We start from the raw sequence: 24,522 nt of genomic DNA on the forward strand, positions 1-24,522 counted from the left end.
CCCCGCGGTCGATCCCGCCTCCCCCAGATCCCCCACCCACGCACCGGCGAACCACGCCCACCCGCCGCGCCTCGCAGGGAAAGCTCCGCGCACGAGACCACCCCGACTGACCAAACACCAACCAAGGCCCCACCCTGGAATGGTCACAGTTCGCGAAAAAGCACAGGATGCAAGCGGCGGTGGCCATGCGGGCGATCCTTGTGGCGTTCTTCACTGTCACGTGGGGCGGATTCGACTGGGTCGACCACTGGTTCCCTTGGATCTGGATGGCACTGAGCGGCGCATTCTTCTATTGGAGAACCGGCCAGGAGTGGATGGCTGCCGGGGCCGTGTGGGTCCAAGAGGGCCCGTTCTGGGTCAACACCTACGAACTGGTCCGGATCAGATTCAGCGTCGACGGACTCAACCGGGTACTGCGCATCGAGGACGCCGAGGGCAGGAAGATCCACTCCTTCGGGCTCCGAGATGCCCAGAGCGACCCACAGATGTGGGATCTGGTCTACAACGGCATCCTTCACTCCGTCGCCAGCGGCAACTGCGACATCTCACGCAAAGCGCGCAAGGTCCTGCAAATCCCACCCTCCCTCGGCCGGGAACGCAGATAGCAGAGCGAACCGACGATGACGGAAGGCCGGCAAGCGGCTCGCGGACCCTACCGGCCCTCTTCCTTTAATTTCCGCTCGACGGTATCCATTCGCGCAGGACGTTGGCGTCGATCACCTGCGCACCCAGTGTTTCCGTCCAGATGATCGTCCCGCCTGTGTACGTCCGGAACTTCCCTGCCTCGGACGGCAGCATCATCTCGGGGCCGACCGCGGCTCCGAGCGTGCCGTTCACACCGCCGACGTCTTTGTACTTCTGGGCGATCGGCGAACCCTGCGTCGTACCGACGGTTCCCAAGTCTTCAGCCGCGGCGAGGGTAGGGTCGGGCGCACCCGGCACCGACGTGGGTGCCGGGACGCCGACGCCGGAACCGACCGTGAACCAATCTGACCTGAGCTTCAGTTTCGAACGCGCCTCGGTGCCGGTCGCCTCGGCTGTACCCGACGATCCGACCACCTTCACACCGGTGGTGCGTCCGCCTTCGGCCCCGAAGTTGTTGCGGGTCAACACCTCAAATGATTCGAGTTCTCCCACACCGAATGCGGAAGCGATGTCGCCCGCGGTGAGTGTCAGCGTCCAGTCGTGGTACGGCGACGCGGTGTCGCCGAGGTCCTCAACGGCCGGAAATTCGCCGCCGGCCGTATATCCACCTGTCGACGAAGAGAATTCGGCGGCGACGGCCTTGTTGTCTTTGGTCAGGATCATGGCCTTGGTGGAGCGGACGGCGTCCGTGGTCCGCGAGTCCTCGTTGGCGGAACCGCCGTACACCTGGCAGTCCTTGGTATCGCAGGTCTTGGCATATTCCTCGCGGTTCTCGGCAGCGGCGTAGGAGCGCGCCGCGGCGGCCTGCGCCCGAAGCGCCTCCGCCCCACCTGTGTCGGCCCAGTTGGCCTTCACCTCAAGGGGCAAGACGCCCAGGAGGTAGTCGTCCATCTCGAGAACGTTGACAGTGCGCGCGGCCGCCCCGTCGAGTGCGACGCCGAGCGCGCCGCGGTAAGGGGTGTCACCGGCACACAACTTCAGGTGCTCGTTCGCGGGACGGTCGGGGCCCAGGTCGACGGGGTCTACCCACGGATGGTCTGTCACGTCCTGCCAAAGGACGTCGCCGGCGCATCCCCGGGTGACTACGACACTCGCCCCGCCCCCTGCGATCGGCGTCAGATGGACGGCATCTCCCGGTCCGACGGGCTTGCCCGCGACGACGGCACCCACGTCGGAATACACTCCGAGTGGCTGATCGTCGCGACCCTGCAGTCGGACGCTGATCTGAGCGTCGGCGAGCGTACCGAGGGTAGTCCCGCCGTAGTAATGGGCGAGGATTCGCTCGGCCGCCCATCCGTGATCCTTCGCGTACCCGTACGCACCCCACTGACCCATCCCGCGGCCGTGTCCGTTGCCGTGTCCGGAGAGGGTGAACGGCGTGTCGGATGCGACCGCCGGCCGAACCTCCTGCCCCGAGGGTCGGAGTTGGACGACCACGCCGGTCACGGCACCGGCGATCAGAACCGGTGCGATCCCGAGTGCCGATATGCGCAGCAGCGATCCCTTCCAACCGCGTGTGGAGGAAGAACCCGCGATGTACCGCCTGCTCCGCGTCCGGTTCTGCCTACCTGCGCAGACCCCAAATTCGGGCTTCGCCATCACTGCACTCCTCACCGCTCGGGAACCAGCGCCGCGACAAGGCGTGCGCCTCGCTCCCCGGCAGCTTCGAAACAATCCGATAAAGTCTCAATCTAAAGTTGAGATTTACACTTCCGTGCGATTAGTGTGTCAAGAGTGACTGGAGTTTGCAACAACAGTCACTTTAACCACATCAGTATCAAGAGTTGCAGATCTGCGAGGTCGCTCGCAGCAAACTACAACTGAGGAGAGTCCCTTGCCGCACCGTCGACCGAAGCCCTCGATTGTCCTCGGGGCTGTCGCTGCTCTGGCTGTCGCGAGTCCCGTGGCGGTCTACGGCCTGGGTAGCACGCCCTCCGACGTCCGCTCCACGAGCGAAAACTCCGCCTCCGCGATTCCTACCGAGATCGCTCAGGTCGTGCTGGCGCAGATCCCCGACGTTGTGATTCCGCTCAAGGAACTGACCGGGCTGGACCTGCCCGATGTCAACATCGGCGACCTCAGGAACCTGACGATTCCGCCGTACATCCGCATCCCGAGCAATCTGGATCTTCCCGGCGGAATGCAGATCCCGCAGCTACAGATCCCGCTGGAATTTCCCGCGGCGGGCGACGTCTCCGACCCGGCGATGACCCCACCGGCAGATCAGGAGCCGGGCACGATCGTGAAGGAACTGTCCCGCGACACCCCGTTCAGCATGGTGGCGCTTATGTCCGAAACGATCGCAGCCGCAGAGTCAAAGGTCCGCGCGTTGCAGGCCGACGGGACGTGGGGCCAGTGGTTCACGCCCGGAACGGCAGACACCGACCAGGACCCGTCGGACGGCAAGGTCGCGACCGAGCCCGTCTACGTCGGGCAGACGAACGCGATCCAGATCCTGACCCCAACCCCCGCTCCCGCGGCCGAAGGTGCACTCTCGACACCTGATGGTGCTGCCCCGACACCTGATGGCGCTGCCCCGGCACACAAGGACACGGCACCTGCCGCTTCGACACCAGAGGACACGGCGTCCGAGGTCACCGCCCCCGAGGCTGAGGCTCCCCTCGGCTACGTCCCCGCTTCCGTCAGCAAGCCGATGCGTCAGCAGTCGGCAGACGTGGCCGCCGATTTGGTTACTGCGGTGCTCATCGCGCCAGGCAGCAGCCCGAGCGACGGCTTGCTCAGCGACGTCGCCAACTCGATCGGCAGCGCCGCGCCCGGTGTCATCACCCGAGGCCAGTGGGGTGCCGACGAGTCGATGCGCTGCGGGAATCCGACCTACGACAGCTCCCTCGGTGGCGCCGTCGTGCACCACACCGCGGGCAACAACAACTACTCCAGGGCCGAATCGGCGCAAATTGTCCGCGGAATCTACGCGTACCACGCACAGACGCTCGGTTGGTGCGACATCGGCTACAACGCACTCGTCGACAAGTACGGACAGATCTTCGAGGGACGCGCAGGCGGCCTCGCCCTTCCTGTCCAGGGCGCGCACGCGGGTGGATTCAACGAGAACACGACCGGCGTCGCGATGATGGGCGATTTTTCCAATGTGGATCCGTCACAGGTCATGATCGACGCGGTCGGCAGGTTCCTGGGCTGGAAGATCGGCAATGCCGGACTCGATCCCCTCGGTTGGACGACGATGTATTCGGAGGGCACCCAGTTCACGCCGTATCCAAAGGGTCAGGCAGTAGACCTTCCGGTGATCTTCGCGCACCGCGACGTCGGCAACACCGCCTGCCCCGGTGCCGTTGGCTACTCACACATGAATGAAATCCGCCAGATCGCCGCGGCCAACCTGGGCAACGGCAGCTCCATCCTCGCGTCGGGTCCGCCCGCCGGTGGCGCGGGAGCCAGTGTCGACTCGGGTCTGGCCGCCGCTATCCCGGCACTCATCACCGAACTGGTCCGGCTGACCGACTCGTCGCCCATCGCACAGAAGTGGGTCGCCGAGGGCGGCGAGGCGGGCAAGCTCGGTCAGGCCGTCTCCGGACTTCTGCAGGCGAAGGCCGGGAATTCGGGCGCGCTGTTCACCAACGGCGCCATCTACACGTCGCCCAACGGTGGTGTGTGGACTGTTCTCGGGCAGATCTACGACAGCTGGAATGAACTCGGCGGCGATCTCGGCGCGCTCGGGCTGCCGACCAGCGACGAATACCCGATCCCGGGCGGTCTGCGGAGCGACTTCGAGAACGGTTCACTCATCTTCAACGAGATCACCGGCATCGTGACCCAGGTTGTCAAGACATACAACGACACCTACGAGCAGGTATACAACGGCAACGCCCTGGTGGATGCCTCGACACCCCTCGCACCGCCTGCCGATCTGGCACTGGTTCCGCCGAGCCCGATCGAGCCTGCACCGTTAGCAGCCGGCTGACGGATCTGATCAACCCTCTCGGGCGTTGGTGGTCGTGATCACGACCACCAACGCTCGAGTACTTTCGCGACGCCGTCATCCCAGTTGGTAGTCGTGACCTCGGAGGCCGCGGCCTTGGCATCGGGATGCGCATTCTCGACCGCGACACCACGGCCGACCAGGTTCAGCATCGGAACGTCGTTGGGCATGTCTCCGAACGCTACGATCTTCGATGCCTGCACGCCCAGCCGTTCCGCCACGATCGCGAGGCCGGACGCCTTCGTGATTCCCGACGCCGACACCTCGATCAGCCCGTTGTCGGTGGAGAAGGTGAGATCGGCCCTGCCGCCGATGCGTGGTGCGAGCGCGTCGACCATGGCCTGGCTGGACATCTCCGGCACCCGGATCAGTAACTTCACTGCCGGTGCGGCCAGGACCTCATCCTCCGACATCTCGGTGTCCTCCGGGTTGAGCCACGCGTGCTCGTAGCCGGGGGAACTCACGAACTGTGGCGTCGCGGCGTCGTGAGCGCTGGCACCGACGCGCTCCGCAGCGAGCCCGGCGCGCGGGAGCACATCGAGGGCGATCTCCGACAGCCACGTGAGGGTCTCGACATCGAGAGCCGCGACGCTGAGCACCCGGTCGGTCTCGCTGTCATAGATGACTGCGCCGTTGGCGCAGACCGCTAGCGGCGCATAGCCGAGTCCGTCGACGACGGGATGAATCCAGCGCGGGGGCCTACCCGTCGCCAGGATGAAGGGCGTCCCCGACGCAACCACCGACGCGATCACGTCGCGGGTACGGGCGCTGATACGTTCGTCCCGCCCGATCAGGGTGCCGTCGACATCGGACACTACAAGGCTCGGTCGGTCTGGGTTCACCCGCCCATTCTGCCTGCATAGGTCGAGTCAGTTTCGGGCGGGCGAGCTATCAGGTTCTGCGTTCCTCGGCATCGCGGCGATCCATGTCGGCGGCCTCCTCGGGGGTGGGCGCGGTGCCGCCGAGACGCCGCGGCACCCAGTAAGCGCCGGGCGGATGGTCGAAGTCGTCCTGCACCCGAAGCAGGATCGCGATCATCTCCGTACGCATGGTATCGGTGAGGGTGCCAGCCGGTTCGCGCGATTCTATCGGCCTACCGGCCTCGACGGTCACCGGAAAATGATGCCGCCCAAGGCGTCTGGGTTGGCCCTTGGTCGCCATCCTCTGTGCGCCCCACACGATGACGGGCACGACCGGCACCCGGGCGTCGATCGCCATACGGGCCGCACCCGACTTGAACTCCTTGATCTCGAAGCTGCGGCTGATCGTGGCCTCCGGGTACACGACGACCAACTCGCCGTTGCGAAGCCGATTCACCGCTTCGGCATAAGCGTCGGCGCCCGCCGTCCGGTCGACTGGAATGACGCCGCACCCACGCATGAGGAACCCCACGACGTTGTTGTTTGCAAGTTCGGCCTTCGCCATGATCCGCATTTTGCGATCCACGGCACCGATCGCCAGTCCCATGTGGATGAAATCCAGGTAGCCGGTGTGATTGACCGCGATAACTGCCCCGCCCTCGGCTGGAATGTTCTCCAGCCCACTCCGCGTCGTCCTCACCCCTTGGAACAGGGACAACGCCTTCGCTGTCGCCTCGAAGGCCGTGTAGACGGGTTCCACGGTCATGTCAGTGCCCGGTCTCTCGGGACCGCCGCGAGTGTGCCTTCGCATCGGCCTCTTCGGCGTCCATTCTGTTCGCTTCCTCCATAGTCGGTGCGCTGCCACCGAGCCGCGCGGGAACCCAGTACTCGCCGGCCGGGTGGTCGTAGCCCTTCTGAAGGTCGGCAAGTAGCGCTTCCATCGTGACGTGCAGCTTCTCCGTCAACTCCGCCGCGGGCTCGAACGGCGCTATGGGCTCACCGACGGCGATAGAGATGGGCGTGTTCGTGCGGCCCAGCCGCTTCGGGAATCCCTTCGTCCACACCCGCTGCGCACCCCAGACGACGATCGGAATGATCGGGACGTCCGCCTCGATCGCCATGCGGGCCGCACCCGATTTGAATTCCTTGATCTCGAAACTCCGGCTGATCGTGGCCTCCGGATAGACGCCCACCAGTTCGCCTCGGCGCAGGCAGTCCACGGCCGCGTGATACGAATCGGAGCCCGCGGCACGATCGACCGGAATGTGCTTGAGGGCTCGCATGATCGGGCCGGAGAGTTTGTTGTCGAACACTTCCTTCTTCGCCATGAAGCGGACATAACGCTTGACTCTGCGCGCAGGAAGTCCGGCGTAGGTGAAGTCCATGTAGCCAGTGTGATTGATCGCGATCACAGCCCCACCGGTCGCCAGAATGTGCTGATCACCCTTAACCGTGAACTTCAGCCCCTCGAAGGCGAATACGGTGCGGGCGATGCCGATGATGGTTCGGTAGACGGGTTCCACAATCGATTAGCGTAGTCGGCTTAACCTAGTCCGGTGTCCGCGATCCGACCCACTACCGGGGACTGTCGGCGGTGGGAAGTCGAGTGAAAGCGCGCACACTGCCATTCATCCCGGGGGAGAGCGCTTACCCTGGACCAGTCGTTCAGCTCTCCAGGAGGCATACCAGTGCAGGTCACCAGCGTCGGACACGCCGGATTCCACATCCAGACAGAGACGGGGTCGATCCTCTGCGACCCCTGGGTGAACCCCGCATACTTCGGGTCCTGGTTTCCCTTCCCGGACAACACCCACCTCGACTGGGGCGCTCTGGGCAACTGCGACTACCTGTACGTCTCGCACCTACACAAAGACCACTTCGATCCGGAGAACCTGCGCAAGCACGTCAACAAGGACGCGACTGTACTGCTCCCCGACTACCCGGTACCGGACCTCAAACGCGAACTCGAGGCCCTGGGATTCCACAAGTTCTTCGAGACCGAAAACTCCGTCAAACACAAGATCGACGGCCTCGAGATCATGATCATCCCGTTACGCGCCCCCGCGGACGGTCCGATCGGCGACTCCGGCCTCGTCGTGTCTGACGGCGAGACCACCTGCTTCAACATGAACGACGCACGTCCGGTCGACATGGACGTCCTGCACGACGCGTTCGGCAAGATCGACATCCATCTGCTGCAGTACTCGGGCGCCATCTGGTATCCGATGGTTTACGACATTCCCACCAAAACGAAGGCCAACTTCGGCAAGCAGAAGCGGCAGCGCGGCATGGACCGTTGTCGCAGCTACATCGAGCAGGTCTCAGCGACCTGGGTCGTGCCGTCGGCCGGCCCACCCGTCTTCCTTGACGACGCCCTGCGCCACCTCAACGACGACCGGGGCGACGAGGGGAACATCTTCCCCGACCAGATCACGTTCCTCGAGCAGATGCGTATCCACGGCAACGACGGCGGAATCCTGATGATTCCGGGATCCACTGCGAATCTGAAGGGCGGCGAACTCACGCTCGCGCACCCGATCCCCGACGCCGAGGTCGACAAGATCTTCTCTGACAAGGCCACATACATCGAGGGCATGGCCGAGCGTATGGCGCCGGTCCTGGCCGCGGAGAAGGCCGCTTGGGCGCCCGCCGAGGGCGAACCGCTCCTCGAAGCGCTGAAGGCGAAGTTCGAGCCGATCATGAAGCAGTCCGACCTGATCTGCGACGGCATCGGCTACCCCGTCGGGTTGGTGATGGGCGACGAGACCGTCGTACTCGACTTCCCGCAGCGCAGCGTCCGCCCGAGCGGCGAGAACGACGGCAAGTACCGCTACGGTTTCCTCATCGCCCCCGAGTTGGTGCGGACCGTCCTCCGCGACGACGAACCTGACTGGGTGAACACCATATTCCTGTCGACCCGCTTCGAGGCCTGGCGCGTCGGCGGCTACAACGAATTCCTCTACACCTTCTTCAAGTGCCTCACCGACGAGCGCATCGCCTACGCCGACGGCTGGTTCGCCGAGGCCCACGACGACAACACGTCCATCGAACTCGGTGGCTACGAAATCCAGCGGCGCTGCCCGCACCTCAAGGCCGACCTGTCGAAGTTCGGGATCGTCGAGGGCACCAACCTCACCTGCAACCTGCACGGCTGGCAGTGGGACCTCGAAACTGGCCGATGCAAGACGTCCAAGGGCCAAGAGCTGCGGTCGGCCAAGCTCTAACGTCCCGGCGGCGCCGCCCGATGTCGCATCGGTTCGATCAGACTGAACCGATGCGACATTGGGCGGATACTGCACTATCCAGCAGTCGGGGGCTGATCGACGAGTTGGGCCATATATAGCTGGTCGCCCATCTTGTCGAGCAGTTCGATCTGGGTCTCGAGATAGTCGATGTGCTCCTCTTCCTCCCCAAGGATCTGCTCGAGCAATTTCGCCGAAATGGCGTCGCCCTTGCTGCGGCACATCTGTATTCCCGGGCGCAGGCGTTCGACGACTTCGACCTCGATCGAAAGGTCGGAGTGGAACTGCTCGCGCAGGTCCTGACCGATGCGCAAAGGAAGCAGTTTCTGATAGTTCGGAAGAGCTTCGAGGAGCAGGATGCGGTCGGTCAGGATCTCGGCATGAACCATCTCTTCAATGGATTCGGCGCGAGTCTTGGCGGCCAGCTTGGTGAAGCCCCAATCGGCCTGCATCTTCGAGTGCAGAAAGTACTGATTGATCGCGGTCAGCTCACTGGTCAACTGTTCATTGAGTAGAGCGATAACCTCGTCGTCGCCACGCATAACAACCTCCGGTCGTCGGACTCATACGACCGTAGCAGCGTTCTCTCACGATCCACAGTGGATCGACACTTCAGTTGTCAGGCCGCCGCGTGCCTGCCGACGGCGTGCGCGCACAGCAACTCGTTGAGGCGCTCGACACAGGTTCCGCACCCCCAGCCGGCTCCACACCGCGCGCCGATTGCATCCGTGGTATCCGCACCGTCACCCAGGTGCTCTTGCACCTCTTCTTCTGTGACGGCCTTGCAGATGCAAACAAACATGCCGAGCTCCTTACGAACCGAACTGATTAGGTAAGGGTTACATCAATTCGGGATTCACGCAAGGGTAGCCTTGCCAATACAAGAAGGGCTGTTACGGCTTCAGGACATCCGTACCCACGAAGGGCACCAGAGCCTCGGGCACCCGGACGGTGCCGTCGGACTGCTGATGATTCTCGAGGATCGCGACGATCCACCGCGTCGTGGCAAGTGTGCCGTTCAGCGTGGCCGCGGTCTGCGGCTTGCCGTTCTCGTCGCGATAGCGGACACCGAGGCGCCGCGCCTGGAACGTAGTGCAGTTGGACGTCGAAGTGAGCTCGCGATATGCCTGCTGCGTGGGCACCCAGGCCTCGCAGTCGAACTTTCGGGCCGCCGAGGATCCCAGGTCGCCGCCTGCGACGTCGATCACCCGATAGGGAACGTCGATGGCAGCGAGCATGTCCCGCTCCCACGACAGCAACCGCTGGTGCTCGGCAGCCGCATCCTCGGGCTTGCAGTAGGTGAACATCTCCACCTTGTCGAACTGGTGGACGCGAATGATGCCGCGGGTGTCCTTGCCGTAGCTGCCGGCTTCTCGGCGGAAGCATGTCGACCAACCGGCGTACCGCTTCGGCCCGTCGGTGAGGTCCAAGATTTCGCCCGAGTGATAGCCCGCAAGCGGAACCTCGGAGGTGCCGACGAGATACAGGTCGTCGTCCGCGAGGTGGTAGATCTCGTCGGCGTGCGCACCGAGGAACCCGGTGCCCGCCATGATCTCGGGGCGCACCAGCACCGGCGGGATCATCATCTGGAAGCCGTTGGCCATGGCCCTCTGCGCGGCCAGTTGCAACAATCCCAGTTGCAGCATGGCGCCGAAGCCGGTGAGGAAATAGAAGCGGGCACCGGACACCTTCGCGCCTCGCTCCATGTCGATCAGACCCAGCGACTCGCCCAACTCGAGATGGTCCTTCGGCACGAAGTCGAAGGCGGGAACAGCCCCGACGGTCTCAAGCGTGACGAAGTCGTCCTCCCCGCCCGCAGGGGCACCCTCCTGGACGATGTTCGAGATCGCCCGGTGCGCGGTGTCAAGAGCGGACTGAGCCTCTGCCTGCTCTGCCTCGGCCTGCCTGACCTTCGCCGCGAGTTCCTTGGATCCCTCGAGCAACGCCGGACGTTCCTCAGGAGAGGCCTGGCCTACCTTCTTGCCGAATGCCTTCTGTTCGGCGCGCAGGTTGTCACCGGCGAGCACCGCGGCTCGGCGGGACGCATCAGCGCCGAGCAGTGCGTCGACCAGGGAGGGATCTTCCCCTCGGGTGCGCTGCGACTCGCGTGCGGCGTCGGGATTCTCGCGGAGGAACTTCAGGTCAATCACGGGGTCAAACCCTACCGGGCGTGCCGGCGAACCTCATTCCGGTTTCGGTTCGAGCAGACTCAGGAGATCCGTGCGGCCGAACATCCGTGCCGCGTCGACGGCGGTCGGGTGCCCCATCATCGCGTCCGCACCACCAGCGACGAGTGTCCGCACGACCGCGTCCTCGCCCTTGAACAGGGCTCCTGCCAGCGGAGACTGCCCCTTGTCGTTGAGCCGGTTGACGTCGGCACCACGGTCCATCAACGCCTGAACAGTGTCGGCGTGACCGTGGTACGCGGCCAGCATCACCAATGTGTCGCCATTCTGGTTGGCGAAATCGACCGGGACGCCCGCGTCGACATACGCGGCCAATGACACGGTGTCGCCGGTTCTCGCCTTGTCGAATACTCGTCCAGCGAGTTCTTGAAGCTCGGGATCCACCGGCTCGGTGGGCGGCTGAGAGTCGTCGCTCATGATCATCGAAGTTACGCCAGGCTCATCCCGATCCCGGGTGATGTTCTGCTTCTGCCGCCCCAACGGGCATTATGGATACCGATGTCCTCAGATCAGTCGAACGGCGCCGAGCCGCAGCCGCAGAATGTCAAGCAGTCGCGGAAGACCCTTCCCCGCATGTCCGCGCCCACGACGCGACGCGCGCTCGCAGCCGTGGCGGTAGGTGCCGTGGTGGCCGCGGTCGCCACCATTGCGATCTCGGATGGATTCAACCGCAGCGAGAAGCTGCCTGCACTTTCCAGTGGTTCGGGGGCGCAGGCAACCAGTGTGGAGGGCGTCGCCTTCGCTTCGGCCACCGTCGGCGACTGCCTCGACTGGACGTCGTCCACAGAGTCGGGGGGGGACCGAACGGACGTCGCGAAGGTCGACTGTTCCCAGGAACATCGCTTCGAGGTGACATCGGCCTTGGATCTCAGCGTGTACCCGGGCGCCGAGTTCGGTCCGGGGTCGCGCTATCCGGGCGCGCTACGGTTCGCCGTGTTGCGGGACGAACACTGCGTGCCCGCCGTCGGCAACTACCTCGGCGCCAATTTCGATCCGAACGGCAAGTTCAGCGTCGGCCTCATGTTCCCCAGCGAGAGCGGCTGGGCAGCGGGTGAACGCACGCTGCGATGCGGTCTCCAGTTCTCGAGCACTGCGGGCACGCTGCTGCCGTTCACGGGGAGGGTCGGCGAGCAGGATCAATCCAACATCTGGGATCCCGGCTCGTGCATCGGAATCAGCCAGGGCGTACCCACCGACCCCGTCGATTGCGCACAGCCTCACGCCTTCGAGGTCATCTCAGTGGTCGACCTGGCGACCCGGTTCCCCGGCCCGATGCCGTCCGTCGAGGACCAGGACGAATACCTCGAAGACGTGTGCACGCAGGCGTCCAACGAGTACCTCGGTTCCGCGGACGCCCTCCGAGACAAGACGCTGACGCTGTTCTGGGACAACCTCGGACTCGACAGTTGGCTCGCGGGCTCGAGGCGGATCAACTGTTCGATCGGCAAGGAGACCGACAGCGGCTTCTCGACCGTCACAGGTTCGGCGAAGGGCGAGATCCTCATCGACGGTGTGGCACCTGTGCCACCGCCGCCGATCGGGGAGGGCAGATCGATACCGACCCCGCTTCCCGGCGCTGCACCCCTCCCAGGAGCCTGACGTGCCGGTGGCCATGACGCCCGCCCGATTCGAGGAATTGGTGGGCGACGCCCTCGACCTGATTCCGTCCGGACTCGCAGCCGCAATCGACAATGTCGTCGTCCTCATCGACGACCGCAGCGACGAGAACCCCCACCTCCTCGGCCTCTATCACGGGATAGCGCTGACAGAAAGGGACAGTCACTACGGCGGATCGCTACCCGATACGATCACCGTCTACCGCGGCGCTCTTCTCGAGATGTGTAATTCGGAGGAGGAAGTCGTGCACGAGGTAGCGGTGACGGTGATTCACGAGGTTGCGCACTACTTCGGGATAGAAGAAGATCGCTTACACGAGCTCGGCTGGGGGTGAACGGTTTCTCGGGACATGGTCCTTCTTCGACCTTTGACACCGTGTCGGGTCTTCGAATCTGTCTCGGGTTCGGGGGAACCGAAGAGCGCGTTGCAGCGTCTATCTGTGTAGAGGTCCAATGTGTAGCGGTCCAAGTGTGGACGGGCGGCGACACTGAGCAGTTCGTTTGCCGGGGGGCAACTGCCTTCCGCCTGCCTAGGTCAAGAAGGAGTTCGAAGCAATGCCAGCCCTGCACGTCGCACCTGAAGCTCTGATCGCCGCCGCCGCGGAACTCGACGCGCTGGCCATACGCCTCGAGGCGTCAGTGGCCCTCAACTCCGCAGCCATCCAAGTGCTCCCGTCCGGAAGCGACGAGGTATCCCGACACGCCGCCCGATACTTCAACACCGTCGCCGGGTCGTTCAGTCCCGCTGTGGCCCAGGGCATTCGCGAGATGCACGAGACCGCGAACACGCTCCGCGCCCAGGCCGCGCTGTACGCCTCCGAGGACCTCGCACTCGGGGCATCCCTCGCGGCGACCATGTGACCACCAACGCCTCGAGACCACAAGGAGAACAGACATGACGATGGGCCTGACTGGCGTCATCTGGTTGCCACGCGGAGCGACGGCCAACTCGACCGCACTCGCCGCCGGAGCGGGACCGGTGCCGCTCAGTGTGGCGTCCGCTGCGTGGACTGCGCTGTCCGCGAGTTTCGCCGACGCCAACCTCACGCTCATCCGGGTTATGGCCGAACTCGCCGCCGGCTGGCAGGGTGTGTCCGCGGCGGCCGCACTTGCAAAGATCGCGCCGTTCACCGCATGGACCACCGAGTGCGCCGAACTCGCCGCTGACACCGCGGCCAAGGCGGGTCTCGAGGCCGGCGCGTATACGACGGCGGCGCTCGTCATGCCCAGCATCCCCGAGATCATGGCCGTCAAGGCCGCGAAGACCACCGCGTATTCGACGGGCGGTGCGCTCAACGGAACCGCGGCCGTCGCCGAAGCTGCAGACCGCGCGATGGATATCCGCGCCGGGCTCGTAATGGAAAGCTACGAGGCGGCGACCAACATACTCGCGTTCAAGCGCACCTACAAAGAGCCTCCGCGCATCGTGACCAAGGCCGATTCCAAGGAGCGCGGGAACTTCGAGGATGCGTCCGAGGACGGCGACTTCGATCCGACGCGTGCCGCAGTGGCGGCGCTGATCTCCGCCGGTCAGAACCCGACGGTCACCACGGCCGCCGCGCAGGTCAGCAGCATCGCCGGAACGACGGCCACCTCGGCCGCATCAAACATCGCCGGTGCGGCACTGTCAGGTGTCACCGGCGGAGGTGCGACCCCTCTGATGGGCGGCGCACCAATGATGCCGGGTGGTTCGTACACCGGCGGTGCTGCGAGCACCAGCGCCGCGTCGGCACGCGCGGCGATCGGCGCGACTCCCGGGGGTGCGACGCTACCGGAGGGCTGGGGCAAGACCGATGGGCTGGGACAGGGCGCCCGATCGGGTACTCCAGCCGCTGTAACGGGCGGTGCCGTCGGCGAGGTTCGCGCCGACGTGAACTCGACCTCGGCGGGGCGTGGAGCCACCGGCAGCGGACCGCTGTCGGCCGGACGCGGAGCCGGTAGCAACTCTCCGGACGACGAAGAGCGCGACACCCCCGACTATCTCAAGAACTTCGAGCACTTTTCCGACGGCCGCACCGTCATCCCCTCGGTCATCGGTGCGAACCCAGACCCTCGGGAGACGAAACGGTGATAGACCTCGGCACCCATCCTTTGGTACCGACCCTGCCGGCGGTGCATCTGAGCCTCGACGAAATGGACTATCTCGTCGACACGCTTGTACTCGACGTACTGCCGGTGGTGCTCGACGTATCCCCGCGGTACGACTCGTACGAGGCCAGGGAGGCGACCTTCCGCGGCGCCGTCGACACCCTCGCCGCCCGGGATCTACTCGCGGGCGGCGAGGTTCATCCCGAACTCGCCGACAGGCTTCGGATTCTGGCGCGACCACACTGGGAGATCGCGCTTCGCTGGCATGTCGACGGCGACATCTCAAGACTGTGCGTCTCCCAGGGCGAATCCGCCTCGGTACTCGCGATGCGGGCCGGCGACACATACGTCATCGAGGATGCGGGTGTCGACATCATTGCTCCCGTGATCGGCGCCCTCGGGGCTGCTACGCCCATGAATTTCGGTGTCCTCAACGCGCCGACCGCCCAACTCGGCGAAGCCCTGGATCAAGATGGGGACGACAAGACACTCGCCGCCGCCCTTACCGGACTCGGGGCCACGCCAGCCGACGCCGCCGCTCTGGGCAGGGCGATGGCAACCTGCACAACCTACGCCGAGATCGTCGGAATCGTCTACGGCAACGGCAACGGACAATATGATCCGGTGGGTGGCCCTGTCACCGTCTTCGACACCTCGTCCGGGCGAATCGTGGGCACGTCCAGCGTCTCCGCGCACGGTGTCGCATGGTCCTCACTCAGCCCCGGCACGTCGCAGCGGCTGCGCCAAGGGTTGAAGTCTCTGGCCGACCGACTCCGCTGACTACAGCGGTTCCCGCCTCCACCACGCACCGGTCTCGCGGCGTTCCTTCCAGGTGGTGAATTCGTATCGGTACAGCCGTGCACGCACGTGCTTTGGTGGATGCTCCGGGAACGGATTGTGCTGCAACAGTTTCAGGGTGTCCTGGTCATTCCGCAGCAGCCTCTCGACAAACCCCCGGAACCAGGGTTCGGCATAGCCTGGTGAGATCGCCGCGAACCAGAACAGCCAGTCGAGCCGCAAGTGATACGGCGCGAATTGCCGAGGGCGTCGGCGAACATCACCGGGCTTGCCCCTGAAGCCGTACTCCTTCCATTCGGAGTGGGCGCTGATGTGTGCGTCGGAGGTGCCCTCCACGATCACCTCGAACCGCTCCCTCGTGATACTGCCGAAGGCGCCGTAGGTATTGACGAAGTGCCACCTGTTGAACGAGGCGTTCATTGCTTGCCCGTGGGAGATCATGTTGCGAATCGGCCAGTAGCTGAGCACGAGAACGAGTGCGCTCACCCCAAAAACCATCACGACGAAGGGTATCGGCGCCGACACACTGCCGGGAGCGAGGTCGACACGCAGCACCCTCTCGTACACGCTGTCCGGGATGACGGCCAGCGCGAGAACGATCGCCGTCCAGTTCAACCACGAAAAGTTGCCGCTGGCGACCAACCACAATTGGGTGACGATCATGATCGCGGCGGCGACGGCGGCCACCGGTTGCGGCGCGAACAACCCGAACGGCACGACGAGTTGCGCGAAGTGGTTGCCGAGCACCTCCACCCTGTGCAGAGGTTTGGGCAGGTGGTGAAAGTACCAACTCAGCGGACCGGGCATTGGTTGGGTTTCGTGGTGATAGTCCAGGCACGTGAGGTCGCGCCAGCATCGGTCGCCGCGCATCTTGATCAGCCCGGCCCCGAATTCGAGGCGGAATAGCAGCCACCTCAGCAGGATCAGCACGAGTACCGGCGCCCCGACCGAGGTGTTACCCAGGAAGATCGCAAGGAATCCCGCCTCGAGCAGCAACGACTCCCAGCCGAAGGAATACCAGAGCTGGGACGCGTTGACGATCGACAGATAGAGCACCCACATCGCGAACCACACGAGCATGCACAGCGCCAGTGGCATGAAGTGCGTCAGACCCAGAACGGCGGCAAGAGACAGCCCGATTCCGGCCCAGCAGACCACCGCAAAAAACCTGTCCGAGTAGTACAGGTGAAAAATGCTCGGTGCCCGGCCGAATTTGACCGCACGAAGAAAATCCGGGATCGGCAGCATTCCGCTGCTGCCGACGAGAGGTCTGAACTGGTTACGCGCCGCCACAAACGCAACGAGGTAGATAGCAGCGAGTCCCTCGGCGACGAGTACCCGGCCGAGCGAATAGTCTCCGGCTACGAACCATTCCACCGCCGTCACCCCTTGAGGACGGTTTCCTCCATCCTCACGCAACCCCGGAGCGCGCGCAACGGAATCACCCCATCGGGTCGTCGACTCCGGGATTCATACGTTGCTCGAACGGTGGGAGGACCGTTCCCCAGCGCACACATCCCCAGCCTCCACCCGCGAGCGGGGTCAACTCGATCGACTGTGTGTTGGCCAGATGCGTGCCGGTCGCGAAGAGTCCGGGGACCCCAGCCAGCTGTGCGGCGACGAGACGGATCGCGGCGCCGTGGCTGACGAGCACGACGTCGCCTGTTTCCGCCGGATCATCGAGGTATTGCTGCCGCAAGGAATCCACCACCGGGACGTACCGTTCGAGAACGTCGTGGGCCGATTCGCCACCGGGGATGCGCGCATCCAACACGCCGGTGTGCCACAGGTGGAATGTCTTCATGAACAGCTTGTGCGACTCCTCGTCGCTGCGGTCCTCGAGCTCACCCGCCTGAACCTCGTGCAGACCGTCTTGCACCTGGACGACGATTCCTGACGCGATCTCCACAAAGTGAGCAGTCTGCCTGGCCCGCAATGCCTGCGAAGACACCAGCGCGGCCGTCCGCGCCTTCGCCGCGAGATCGGTGCCCAGCATTTCGGCCTGCGAGAGCCCTTCGGAGGTCAGCCGGGCGCCGGGCAGTCGGGTGTCGAGCCTGCGTTCGACGTTGGCCTCGGTCTGCCCGTGCCTGACCAAAATCAGGTTTCCAGTCACAATTCCCTGTCTCCCTGCCGAAGTCGTTCGATCCAAACCGCTGCGTCACCCTCGGAGGGCGGGGGTGGCCCGCCTGGGTTGGCCACGGGCCACGACCCCAGGAACCGCACCTTCGACTTGCGGTGCAGCGCCCGGAACGCCTCGGCGACCAGCGGGTCGTCGATGTGCCCGATACAGTCCACGAAGAAGCGATAGGTTCCCGGGTCGGTCCGAATGGGGCGCGACTCGATCCGGATGAGGTCGATTCCACGGGTGGCGAACTCGGAGAGAACCCCGACCAGGGATCCCGGCGTGTTTCTTGGCTCGAGTACCGCGGAGCTACGGTCTCCCCCAGTGCGCTCCGGAATCCGCGTGGGCGCGGTGACGAGCACGAACCTGGTGCGTGCGCCCTGCACGTCCGCGACTCCCTCGGCGAGGGTGCTCAGACCCAGCCGTGCGCCGGCCAGTGCGGTGGAGACAGCGGCATCGGCGAGACCGTTCGCGACGTCCTCGGCTGCGCCTGCGTTGGACGACGCCGACTGGATTTCGGCGTCGGGGCAGTGCTCCTCCAGCCACATCCGCACCTGCCCGACCGCGATGGGATACGCGCGGATACTGCGGATCTGATCAAGGCTTTCGATCCCGCTTCTGCCCAGGATCGTGAATTGCACGTCCAACTCTGTTTCGGCCACGATCTGCAATCGGTCACCTAGCGCGAGCGCATCGAGTGTGGGCACGACCCCGCCCTCGACGGTGCTCTCGATGGGGACGACCGCGGCGGCGGCAAGCCCGTCCCGCACCATCGCCAGCGTGGCGGGCGGACTGGATGCCGGAAGCCTCTCAGCCGGTGCGTCGAAGGTACCGGCCGCTTCGAGTTGGGCGAGCGCCATCTCCGTGAAGGTTCCTGAGGGTCCGAAGTACGCGATTTTTGGCACGTCTACGAGATTACGCACGAGAGTTGCCCGTCCGGTGTATTGCCGATGACTATTTACCGGAATCCGAGAGAGGCGAGTTCACGCCCGACAAGTGACGGATCGCGCACCTCGATCCCGAGCAGAACCTCGCGGACGGCCTCCGCTGCCTCGGGAATCAGTGCGCTCAGTTTCGCGGGTTCGGGATTCACCAGTGCCATGCGTATGTCGTCGCCGCAGAGCGCGGCAACGGTGCCGGAGATGAGGGCGAGCACCTCGGCCGTGTCTCGCGCCCTAGCGACGTATCCGACGTCCGCGTGCGCGAGGACTGCGAGAACGTCGGCCACTTCACCGACGGAATGCCCGCTCGCGAGCCCCGGAATACAGCCTGCTTCCGCGAGTCGTTGCGCCACCTCCGCAAGCCCGAAGTCGTCGCTGGTGGTGGTGGTGGTGGCGGTCGCGAATATCGCGAGCGGCGACGGCAACTGGAATGCGACGGCAGCGCCGAGTTGACCGACCGGGCAGTCCAGGTGGAACCGGACCGCCTCGTAGGACGCCTGCTCGCGGGTCTGGAGTTCGGCTGGGTCAACGTCCAGGCCGACGATGATCCGGCCTGCGTCGGTCCCCGCTGCATCGAGCAGCGTCGAAGCCAGGACAACAGGCGGACCGAATAGCCCGCCGACGGGCAGGTCCGAGCGACCGTCTGCATCCGTGAAGGCGTCTGCATCAGTGAAGGCGTCTGCATCAGTGAAGGCGTCTGCATCAGTGAAGGCACTGAGCAGTTCCGCGAGCAACGACTGCGGTCCGCGGCGGCGCGGTACGCCGAGGGAGAGGGGTATTGCCACATCCTCACCGTAGTTCCCACCAGAGGCTTGCCACATGCGCCATAGCTATATTAGGTTAGGTTTACCTAATCATTTTGCAACCCCGAGGAGGCTCTGTGCCCGCCGCGACCACCGGACCGTCCACCGCCGAGCGTCTGCGTAGTTCGTGCGCACGGACCGAGAACGCAGCACTCGCGGTCGAGGGCAGCGCCCCCATCGTCACCTCGATCCACCACCTGCGGTCCCGAGGCGACGTCGTCATCGCGGTGCCTAACGAGTCGTCGGCGGCCATACTGCTCAGGCTCGCCCGCGCAGTCCCTGCTGTCCTGGAGGTGACCGACAACTCGCCGCTCGCGCTACGTGAGCCCGTGCGGTCGCTGGTCTGGTTGTTTGGCGACCTTCACGCACCCTGTGAAGCCCACGCCCGTTCGCTCGCCGACGAGGTGGCATCCGAATTCCCACATCCAGGTCTCCTCGACGTCGGGCACCATGCGACGCTGCTGCAACTACGCCTCGAATCCGCCGTGGTCGCCGACTCCAGTGGCGCAGAACCCGTCGACCTCGAAGAACTGCTCGCCGCTCGGCCCGACCCGTTCTGCGGGACGGAGTCCGCATGGCTTCAGCATCTCGACGAAGACCACCGAGATCTCATCGAACTGCTGTCCCGCAAACTGCCGCCCCACATGAGGCAGGGACGCGTCCGACCGCTCGGCATCGACCGCTACGGACTGCGACTGCGCGTCGAGGGCGACTACAGCGACCGCGATATCCGGATGCCGTTCGCGACACCTGTGGACGACGCCGCTGGGCTGAGTATGGCTATCCGGTTGCTTGTGGGTTGCCCGTTCGTCAATGGACTCCGCGCGCGTAGTCGAACGGTATTTGGTTTCGGCGCACGCTAGCGTGGGTCGCGTGATCTCGCGTGCAGCGCTCGGCTCCTGGCTACGGCCGGCATCGCCCGAACCGACCACCCCGCCGCCCAGCGACCGTGAACGACGCGCGCTGTGGATCGAGATCACGATCGTCCTGCTCGTCACGTTCGGCGCGAGCGGATTGTCCGGGATCCTGTCACTGTCCGAATCACTGCTCACACCCGGCAACCTGGCAGACCAGGCCGTGGCCCTCAACGTCTCCCGCGCGGAGAACGGGCTCATTGATGCTGCCCGACAACTGCTCGGCGTCGTCCGACTGCTCGCCTGGGCCGCGTTGGGGCTGTATCTCTTGTGGCGCAGCGGCCTCGGGCCGCGCAGCGTCGGGCTGGGCCGATTCCGCTGGCGTCCCGACGCTACGCAGGGTGTCGGACTCGCCGCGCTCATCGGCCTCCCTGGACTCGGCTTCTACCTGGTGGCTCGCGCAGTGGGCGCCAACCTCACCGTCGTGCCGAGCACGATCGGGGATCACTGGTGGCGACTGCCGGTCCTGATCCTCTGGGCCATCGCGAACTCCGGCGCGGAAGAAGTGCTCGTCGTTGCCTATTTGATCACCAGACTGCGTCAACTGGGATGGAGCGAGAATTCGTCATTACTCGCGTCGGCGGTCCTACGTGGGAGCTACCACCTCTACCAGGGCTTCGGCGGCGGGGTGGGCAACGCGATGATGGGACTGGTGTTCGGTCGGTACTGGCAGAAGACTCAGCGATTGTGGCCTCTCGTGATCGCCCACGCCACCATCGACTCGGTCGCATTTGTCGGCTATACCGCCTTGCGTGGACACGTCGGCTGGATTCCATAATTCGGCCGGACCAGTAAGGTCATTCGGGTGACCGGCGACGCCCCCCACCCCCCGCTGCCGCCTCGTCCGCCTCGGCGGACGCGGGGCGGGCCGCCGGTGCCACCATCCCCAAACCGACGGATTCCACCCCCTCGACAGGGTTTCCCTCCGCAGGCGGGGCGGGTGCCGCCGCCGCAACCTCCGCGACCAGGACCTCCACCGCCCCCTCCTCGCCGCGGCGCTCCCCACCACGGCCCCTCGGTGCCGCGTGAGGGGCACAGCCCCTCGGTACCACCCGAGGAGGGCAACCAGGTGATCCGTCGGGCCGGACGCGGTACGCCGCCGCAGCAGCGGGCGTGGTCGCAGGCCCCTCATTCGTATGCGCCACAACCTCAACGGCTGGGTTCGGTGCCGCCGAGCGGCCATGCACCCCCTCAGGCACCCCAACCGCACCGGACGCCGGGCGCGCCCGGCCATCGACCGCCCCCTACGCCGCCCACACCACCGCGGACCACGGAGCCGCCACAACAGCGTCGCCCAAAACGGAAGCGGCACTGGGGTCGACGCATCGGCACGCTGTTCCTGCTGCTGATCCTGGCGCTCGCGGGCATGACGTACTACCTCGACACGACTTTGGGCCGGATCGACGCTCTGGCCGACTACCCCGGCCGGGTCGCCGACACCCCCGGCACCAATTGGCTGCTGGTCGGTTCCGACAGCCGCATCGGGTTGACCCCCGAGCAGGAACACGAGCTTTCGACCGGCGGCGACACGGGCGGCGGCCGCACCGACACCATCATGATCGTGCACGTCCCCAGCGGCGGCGGCCCCGCGACGATGGTGAGCATTCCGCGTGATTCCTATGTGCCGATTCCGGGGTACGGCCAGGACAAGATCAACGCGTCGTTCGCGTTCGGTGGTCCACAGCTTCTAGTGCAAACCGTCGAGGAGGCCACCGGCCTGCACATGGACCACTACGCGGAGATCGGGTTCGGAGGATTCGCCGGCATCGTCGACGCGATCGGTGGTGTCCAAATGTGCCTCGACAACCCAATCGACGACCCCCTTGCCGGGATCAACCTTGCACCAGGCTGCCAGGAGCTGTCGGGCGCACAGGCCCTCGGCTTCGTCCGCAGTCGCGCCACGGCGCTCGCCGACATCGACCGGATGAACAATCAGCGGATGTTCATGTCCGCGCTGACGGCGAAGGTCACCAGCCCTGAAACCTGGCTCAACCCATTCAAGGTCTGGCCGCTCGTCACCGACACCGCCGCATCGCTGAGCGTCGACGAGAGCGACCACATCTGGAATCTCGCGGCTCTAGCCTGGTCGATACGCGGCGACGTGGTCACCACCACCGTTCCCATCGACGGTTTCGAGGATGTCGCCGGGTCCGGAAACGTAGTGGTGTGGGACCACGATCGGGCGTCCCAGTTCTTCGACGCGCTGGAGAATGACCGACAGGTTCCAGCCGAACTGGTCACCACCGGCCCCTGACCCCAGGGCCTCGACCCGCCCGAGATCGAAGACCCGCCATCTCGGTATCCCCCATTTGGGGGAAATCCCATCAGCCATCCGGGGGAAATCGCACCAGTCCGTTGCTTACCAGCGGTAACTAACTCTAGAGTCAGCCCCGCGTTGGATACCAGAAGCGAGGGAATTTGGAAGATCCAAAAATCACCGAACGTGTGCGGCGGAAAGAGATTGATCCCCCAACCCGTTCCGAACACCACCGATGAGCTGCCGCTCGCGGGGCAAGTCGAGTCCCCAATGTTGTACTTTTCCCATCAGGAAGTACTCAACCATCAGGAAGACTAGCTCTTGAGTATGCAACCGATACGCCGTTGGTCGACCATCGCGGCGGCCACCACGCTCACCACAGGAACACTCTTACTCCCCGCTGGTCTCGCATCAGCAGACGATGTGGCTGGCGCTGGTTCCGGCGACATCGTCACGAAGCACGTTGACTTCACGGTCAGCTGTTGGTCCTCTAATGGGCGTTTCGCGCCCTTCTTGAATGGCAACAACGACTCCATAAACGACTGGGGCGTGACGGTTGAGGCCCCGAAACAGGTTAACTCCGGGGAGGAATTTCAATACACGATGACCTTGGATCCTGTTCAGATGAGGCGAAAAGATCCTAAAGGGAACGACCAGGGGAATGATAAGCGACCGAATCAGACAGGGATACAACTCCCGGACTGGATTCGCGAAAAAATTGACATTGCGATCCCTTTGGGCGCGGAATTGATAGATTATCGCACTAGTTCGGATGATGTTGACATCACGCGTGTAGATTACGCCGGAAATCCGAACGATAGCGGCCAGCTACTGCGAGTATGGAAAGACCAGGTCACGGAGGGCACTCTTAAATCTCCTACTGGAAATGGTCCCAACGCTCTAACCCTCCCACCCGAACACCATCCTAGGGTCACCGACGACGACTTCCCGACCGATCCCCGCGCTGGACTAGTCAGTCCTGCTACCAAAAAATCGAAAACGCAATGGCCAACTATCACAGTCACAATGAGGGCGGGTGAGGCTGGCACTTCCATACAGCCGACACTTCGAACACTGATACCCACTGGAGACTTTGTTCCTGCCCCTATTGAGCGATCCAGCATAGTAGCTGTCCCGCAAGAACCACTCGAGGTAATCGATGATGCATTCTCCTCGAACTACGGCAACCCTCAAAACTTTTTCACGTTCCAAACCGATTGGGGTACCATCGACGGCACACTCGATGTCAACTCCGACCCGTATACGAATCATAGTATCCGCTGCGCACCGCGGGACACCCCGGACGCCGCCACTGTGAATGCGGGCGGCATGCCGCTGACAACGATCCCGGTGGCCGGAGCAATTTACGGTTTGGACGGCCGTGTCCTAGACATCACCGATATTCCTGGTTCGAGCACGCCCAATACGCAAACCTGGGACTACACTGGCGCGGCAAACCAGCAATGGATCACCACATCCAATAGCGAAATCCGAAACCCTGACACCAACAAGTGCCTCGACGTTGTTGAAGATGGATTTGATGCGGGAGGACAGAAAAACGGATCGAGAGTAGTCATGAAGCCGTGTCAGGGCAATCCCGGTCAAAAGTGGACGCTCGACCCAGCAGTAGTTGACGGCAGTCAACCCGGCGGTGCGATCACCAACCAGGGCAGCGGCAAATGCCTGGACGTGACCGACAGCAAGTCCGAAAACGGTGTACCAGTGCAGGTTTGGGACTGCACAGAAGGGTTCAACCAACAATGGAACTTCGCGTGATGTCAGCTTCGACTCGCCGATAGTCTGATGGTGGCGGGTTGGTCGGGGTGCCGTGGTTGTGGAAATGCGGCCTCGTGACCTGAGGGTTTCGGTTTGTTCGAGATGCTGTGCGGGCCGGTTGATCGGGCATGGGGGACAGGGATTGATCATGGGTGTGGTTCACGCATCCGACGATCGTCCACGAGGGTAACCCATGCCCGCCGGGCCAGTGTCCCCGATCGATCCCTGCGTTGACCAGTTGACGCGGTCGAGCGGGGTCGTCGCCGACGGCACACAGGGGGGTTCCCTGACCCGAAGAGGATAGATCTAGGACTAA

25 protein-coding genes are annotated in these 24,522 nt (G+C 64.4%); 12 read left to right on the plus strand and 13 right to left on the minus strand.

What is annotated here, in order from left to right:
* Positions 1 to 167: 167 nt before the first annotated feature.
* The gene (locus RM2_RS20500; protein ID WP_245814069.1) at positions 168 to 605 is read left to right on the plus strand and encodes a hypothetical protein; all 438 of its coding nucleotides are present in this window, start codon (positions 168 to 170) and stop codon (positions 603 to 605) included.
* A 64-nt stretch (positions 606 to 669) separates the two neighbouring features.
* Here the strand turns inward: RM2_RS20500 and RM2_RS20505 are convergent, their stop codons facing one another.
* Positions 670 to 2,244 carry a SpoIID/LytB domain-containing protein gene (locus tag RM2_RS20505; protein ID WP_072691361.1) on the minus strand — a complete coding sequence of 525 codons (1,575 nt, stop codon included), beginning with the start codon at positions 2,242 to 2,244 and terminating at the stop codon, positions 670 to 672.
* A gap of 235 nt (positions 2,245 to 2,479) precedes the next feature.
* On the opposite strand from RM2_RS20505, the gene RM2_RS20510 reads away from it, so the two are divergent.
* Entirely contained in the window at positions 2,480 to 4,585 is a 2,106-nt protein-coding gene (locus tag RM2_RS20510; RefSeq protein WP_072691362.1) for an N-acetylmuramoyl-L-alanine amidase, read from the plus strand.
* A gap of 38 nt (positions 4,586 to 4,623) precedes the next feature.
* Here RM2_RS20510 and RM2_RS20515 read toward each other — a convergent pair whose 3' ends face one another.
* From RM2_RS20515 to RM2_RS20525, 3 genes are read right to left on the minus strand one after another with little or no spacing between them, the layout of a single operon-like run.
* On the minus strand, positions 4,624 to 5,445 hold the full coding sequence (locus tag RM2_RS20515) for a Cof-type HAD-IIB family hydrolase (RefSeq protein WP_072691363.1): 822 nt from the start codon (positions 5,443 to 5,445) through the stop codon (positions 4,624 to 4,626).
* Positions 5,446 to 5,494: 49 nt separating this feature from the next.
* A complete protein-coding gene (locus tag RM2_RS20520) occupies positions 5,495 to 6,229 on the minus strand; it encodes a lysophospholipid acyltransferase family protein (RefSeq protein WP_072691364.1) in 735 nt (244 codons plus the stop codon).
* Position 6,230: 1 nt separating this feature from the next.
* Entirely contained in the window at positions 6,231 to 6,986 is a 756-nt protein-coding gene (locus tag RM2_RS20525; protein WP_072691365.1) for a lysophospholipid acyltransferase family protein, read from the minus strand.
* Between the two features lie 165 nt (positions 6,987 to 7,151).
* On the opposite strand from RM2_RS20525, the gene RM2_RS20530 reads away from it, so the two are divergent.
* Positions 7,152 to 8,687: an MBL fold metallo-hydrolase gene (locus tag RM2_RS20530; RefSeq protein ID WP_072691366.1), complete on the plus strand. Its 1,536-nt coding sequence runs from the start codon at positions 7,152 to 7,154 to the stop codon at positions 8,685 to 8,687.
* Positions 8,688 to 8,761: 74 nt separating this feature from the next.
* Here the strand turns inward: RM2_RS20530 and bfr are convergent, their stop codons facing one another.
* From bfr to RM2_RS20550, 4 genes are all read right to left on the minus strand, one after another.
* A complete protein-coding gene (gene bfr, locus RM2_RS20535) occupies positions 8,762 to 9,247 on the minus strand; it encodes a bacterioferritin (RefSeq protein WP_072691367.1) in 486 nt (161 codons plus the stop codon).
* 77 nt (positions 9,248 to 9,324) lie between these two features.
* Complete coding sequence (locus RM2_RS20540; RefSeq protein WP_072691368.1) at positions 9,325 to 9,507, minus strand: (2Fe-2S)-binding protein; 183 nt, start codon at positions 9,505 to 9,507, stop codon at positions 9,325 to 9,327.
* A 91-nt stretch (positions 9,508 to 9,598) separates the two neighbouring features.
* Positions 9,599 to 10,855: a serine--tRNA ligase gene (gene serS, locus RM2_RS20545; protein ID WP_072691369.1), complete on the minus strand. Its 1,257-nt coding sequence runs from the start codon at positions 10,853 to 10,855 to the stop codon at positions 9,599 to 9,601.
* Between the two features lie 33 nt (positions 10,856 to 10,888).
* Positions 10,889 to 11,308 (minus strand): ankyrin repeat domain-containing protein, encoded by a 420-nt coding sequence (locus RM2_RS20550; RefSeq protein ID WP_072691380.1) that lies wholly within the window; start codon positions 11,306 to 11,308, stop codon positions 10,889 to 10,891.
* Positions 11,309 to 11,389: 81 nt separating this feature from the next.
* Between RM2_RS20550 and RM2_RS20555 the strand changes: the two genes are divergently transcribed.
* The 5 genes from RM2_RS20555 to RM2_RS20575 all read left to right on the plus strand — a co-directional run bounded on the left by RM2_RS20555 (position 11,390) and on the right by RM2_RS20575 (position 15,375).
* Positions 11,390 to 12,490 carry a septum formation family protein gene (locus RM2_RS20555; protein ID WP_072691370.1) on the plus strand — a complete coding sequence of 367 codons (1,101 nt, stop codon included), beginning with the start codon at positions 11,390 to 11,392 and terminating at the stop codon, positions 12,488 to 12,490.
* 1 nt (position 12,491) lies between these two features.
* Complete coding sequence (locus RM2_RS20560) at positions 12,492 to 12,842, plus strand: metallopeptidase family protein (RefSeq protein ID WP_072691371.1); 351 nt, start codon at positions 12,492 to 12,494, stop codon at positions 12,840 to 12,842.
* Positions 12,843 to 13,062: 220 nt separating this feature from the next.
* Positions 13,063 to 13,368, plus strand: coding sequence for a PE domain-containing protein (locus RM2_RS20565; RefSeq protein WP_072691372.1), 306 nt, complete (start codon positions 13,063 to 13,065; stop codon positions 13,366 to 13,368).
* A gap of 34 nt (positions 13,369 to 13,402) precedes the next feature.
* The gene (locus tag RM2_RS20570) at positions 13,403 to 14,578 is read left to right on the plus strand and encodes a PPE domain-containing protein (RefSeq protein ID WP_072691373.1); all 1,176 of its coding nucleotides are present in this window, start codon (positions 13,403 to 13,405) and stop codon (positions 14,576 to 14,578) included.
* A 41-nt stretch (positions 14,579 to 14,619) separates the two neighbouring features.
* Positions 14,620 to 15,375 carry an ESX secretion-associated protein EspG gene (locus RM2_RS20575; RefSeq protein ID WP_245814070.1) on the plus strand — a complete coding sequence of 252 codons (756 nt, stop codon included), beginning with the start codon at positions 14,620 to 14,622 and terminating at the stop codon, positions 15,373 to 15,375.
* Here RM2_RS20575 and RM2_RS20580 read toward each other — a convergent pair whose 3' ends face one another.
* Genes RM2_RS20580 through RM2_RS20595 form a run of 4 tightly spaced genes read right to left on the minus strand, consistent with a single transcriptional unit; the run spans position 15,376 to position 19,241 of the window.
* The gene (locus RM2_RS20580) at positions 15,376 to 16,779 is read right to left on the minus strand and encodes a lipase maturation factor family protein (protein ID WP_072691375.1); all 1,404 of its coding nucleotides are present in this window, start codon (positions 16,777 to 16,779) and stop codon (positions 15,376 to 15,378) included. It lies immediately after the preceding gene.
* A 55-nt stretch (positions 16,780 to 16,834) separates the two neighbouring features.
* Positions 16,835 to 17,506, minus strand: coding sequence for a histidine phosphatase family protein (locus RM2_RS20585; protein WP_072691376.1), 672 nt, complete (start codon positions 17,504 to 17,506; stop codon positions 16,835 to 16,837).
* Entirely contained in the window at positions 17,503 to 18,420 is a 918-nt protein-coding gene (gene pheA / locus RM2_RS20590; RefSeq protein ID WP_072691377.1) for a prephenate dehydratase, read from the minus strand. Before pheA ends, RM2_RS20585 begins: the two co-directional genes overlap by 4 nt.
* Before the next feature lie 53 nt (positions 18,421 to 18,473).
* Positions 18,474 to 19,241: a hypothetical protein gene (locus tag RM2_RS20595; RefSeq protein WP_072691381.1), complete on the minus strand. Its 768-nt coding sequence runs from the start codon at positions 19,239 to 19,241 to the stop codon at positions 18,474 to 18,476.
* A gap of 95 nt (positions 19,242 to 19,336) precedes the next feature.
* On the opposite strand from RM2_RS20595, the gene RM2_RS20600 reads away from it, so the two are divergent.
* Together RM2_RS20600 and RM2_RS20605 are read left to right on the plus strand one after the other, a co-directional pair.
* Entirely contained in the window at positions 19,337 to 20,122 is a 786-nt protein-coding gene (locus tag RM2_RS20600) for a DUF2470 domain-containing protein (protein WP_072691378.1), read from the plus strand.
* A 10-nt stretch (positions 20,123 to 20,132) separates the two neighbouring features.
* Positions 20,133 to 20,951: a CPBP family intramembrane glutamic endopeptidase gene (locus RM2_RS20605; RefSeq protein ID WP_072691382.1), complete on the plus strand. Its 819-nt coding sequence runs from the start codon at positions 20,133 to 20,135 to the stop codon at positions 20,949 to 20,951.
* Positions 20,952 to 20,970: 19 nt separating this feature from the next.
* Here the strand turns inward: RM2_RS20605 and RM2_RS24670 are convergent, their stop codons facing one another.
* Positions 20,971 to 21,150 (minus strand): hypothetical protein, encoded by a 180-nt coding sequence (locus tag RM2_RS24670; RefSeq protein ID WP_169846783.1) that lies wholly within the window; start codon positions 21,148 to 21,150, stop codon positions 20,971 to 20,973.
* Between the two features lie 92 nt (positions 21,151 to 21,242).
* On the opposite strand from RM2_RS24670, the gene RM2_RS20610 reads away from it, so the two are divergent.
* Together RM2_RS20610 and RM2_RS23600 are read left to right on the plus strand one after the other, a co-directional pair.
* Positions 21,243 to 22,427: an LCP family protein gene (locus RM2_RS20610; protein ID WP_245814071.1), complete on the plus strand. Its 1,185-nt coding sequence runs from the start codon at positions 21,243 to 21,245 to the stop codon at positions 22,425 to 22,427.
* A gap of 330 nt (positions 22,428 to 22,757) precedes the next feature.
* A complete protein-coding gene (locus RM2_RS23600) occupies positions 22,758 to 24,206 on the plus strand; it encodes an RICIN domain-containing protein (protein ID WP_084721914.1) in 1,449 nt (482 codons plus the stop codon).
* Positions 24,207 to 24,522 lie beyond the last annotated feature (316 nt).

Source organism: Rhodococcus marinonascens NBRC 14363 (assembly GCF_001894885.1).
GTDB classification, from domain to species: Bacteria; Actinomycetota; Actinomycetes; order Mycobacteriales; family Mycobacteriaceae; genus Rhodococcus_F; species Rhodococcus_F marinonascens.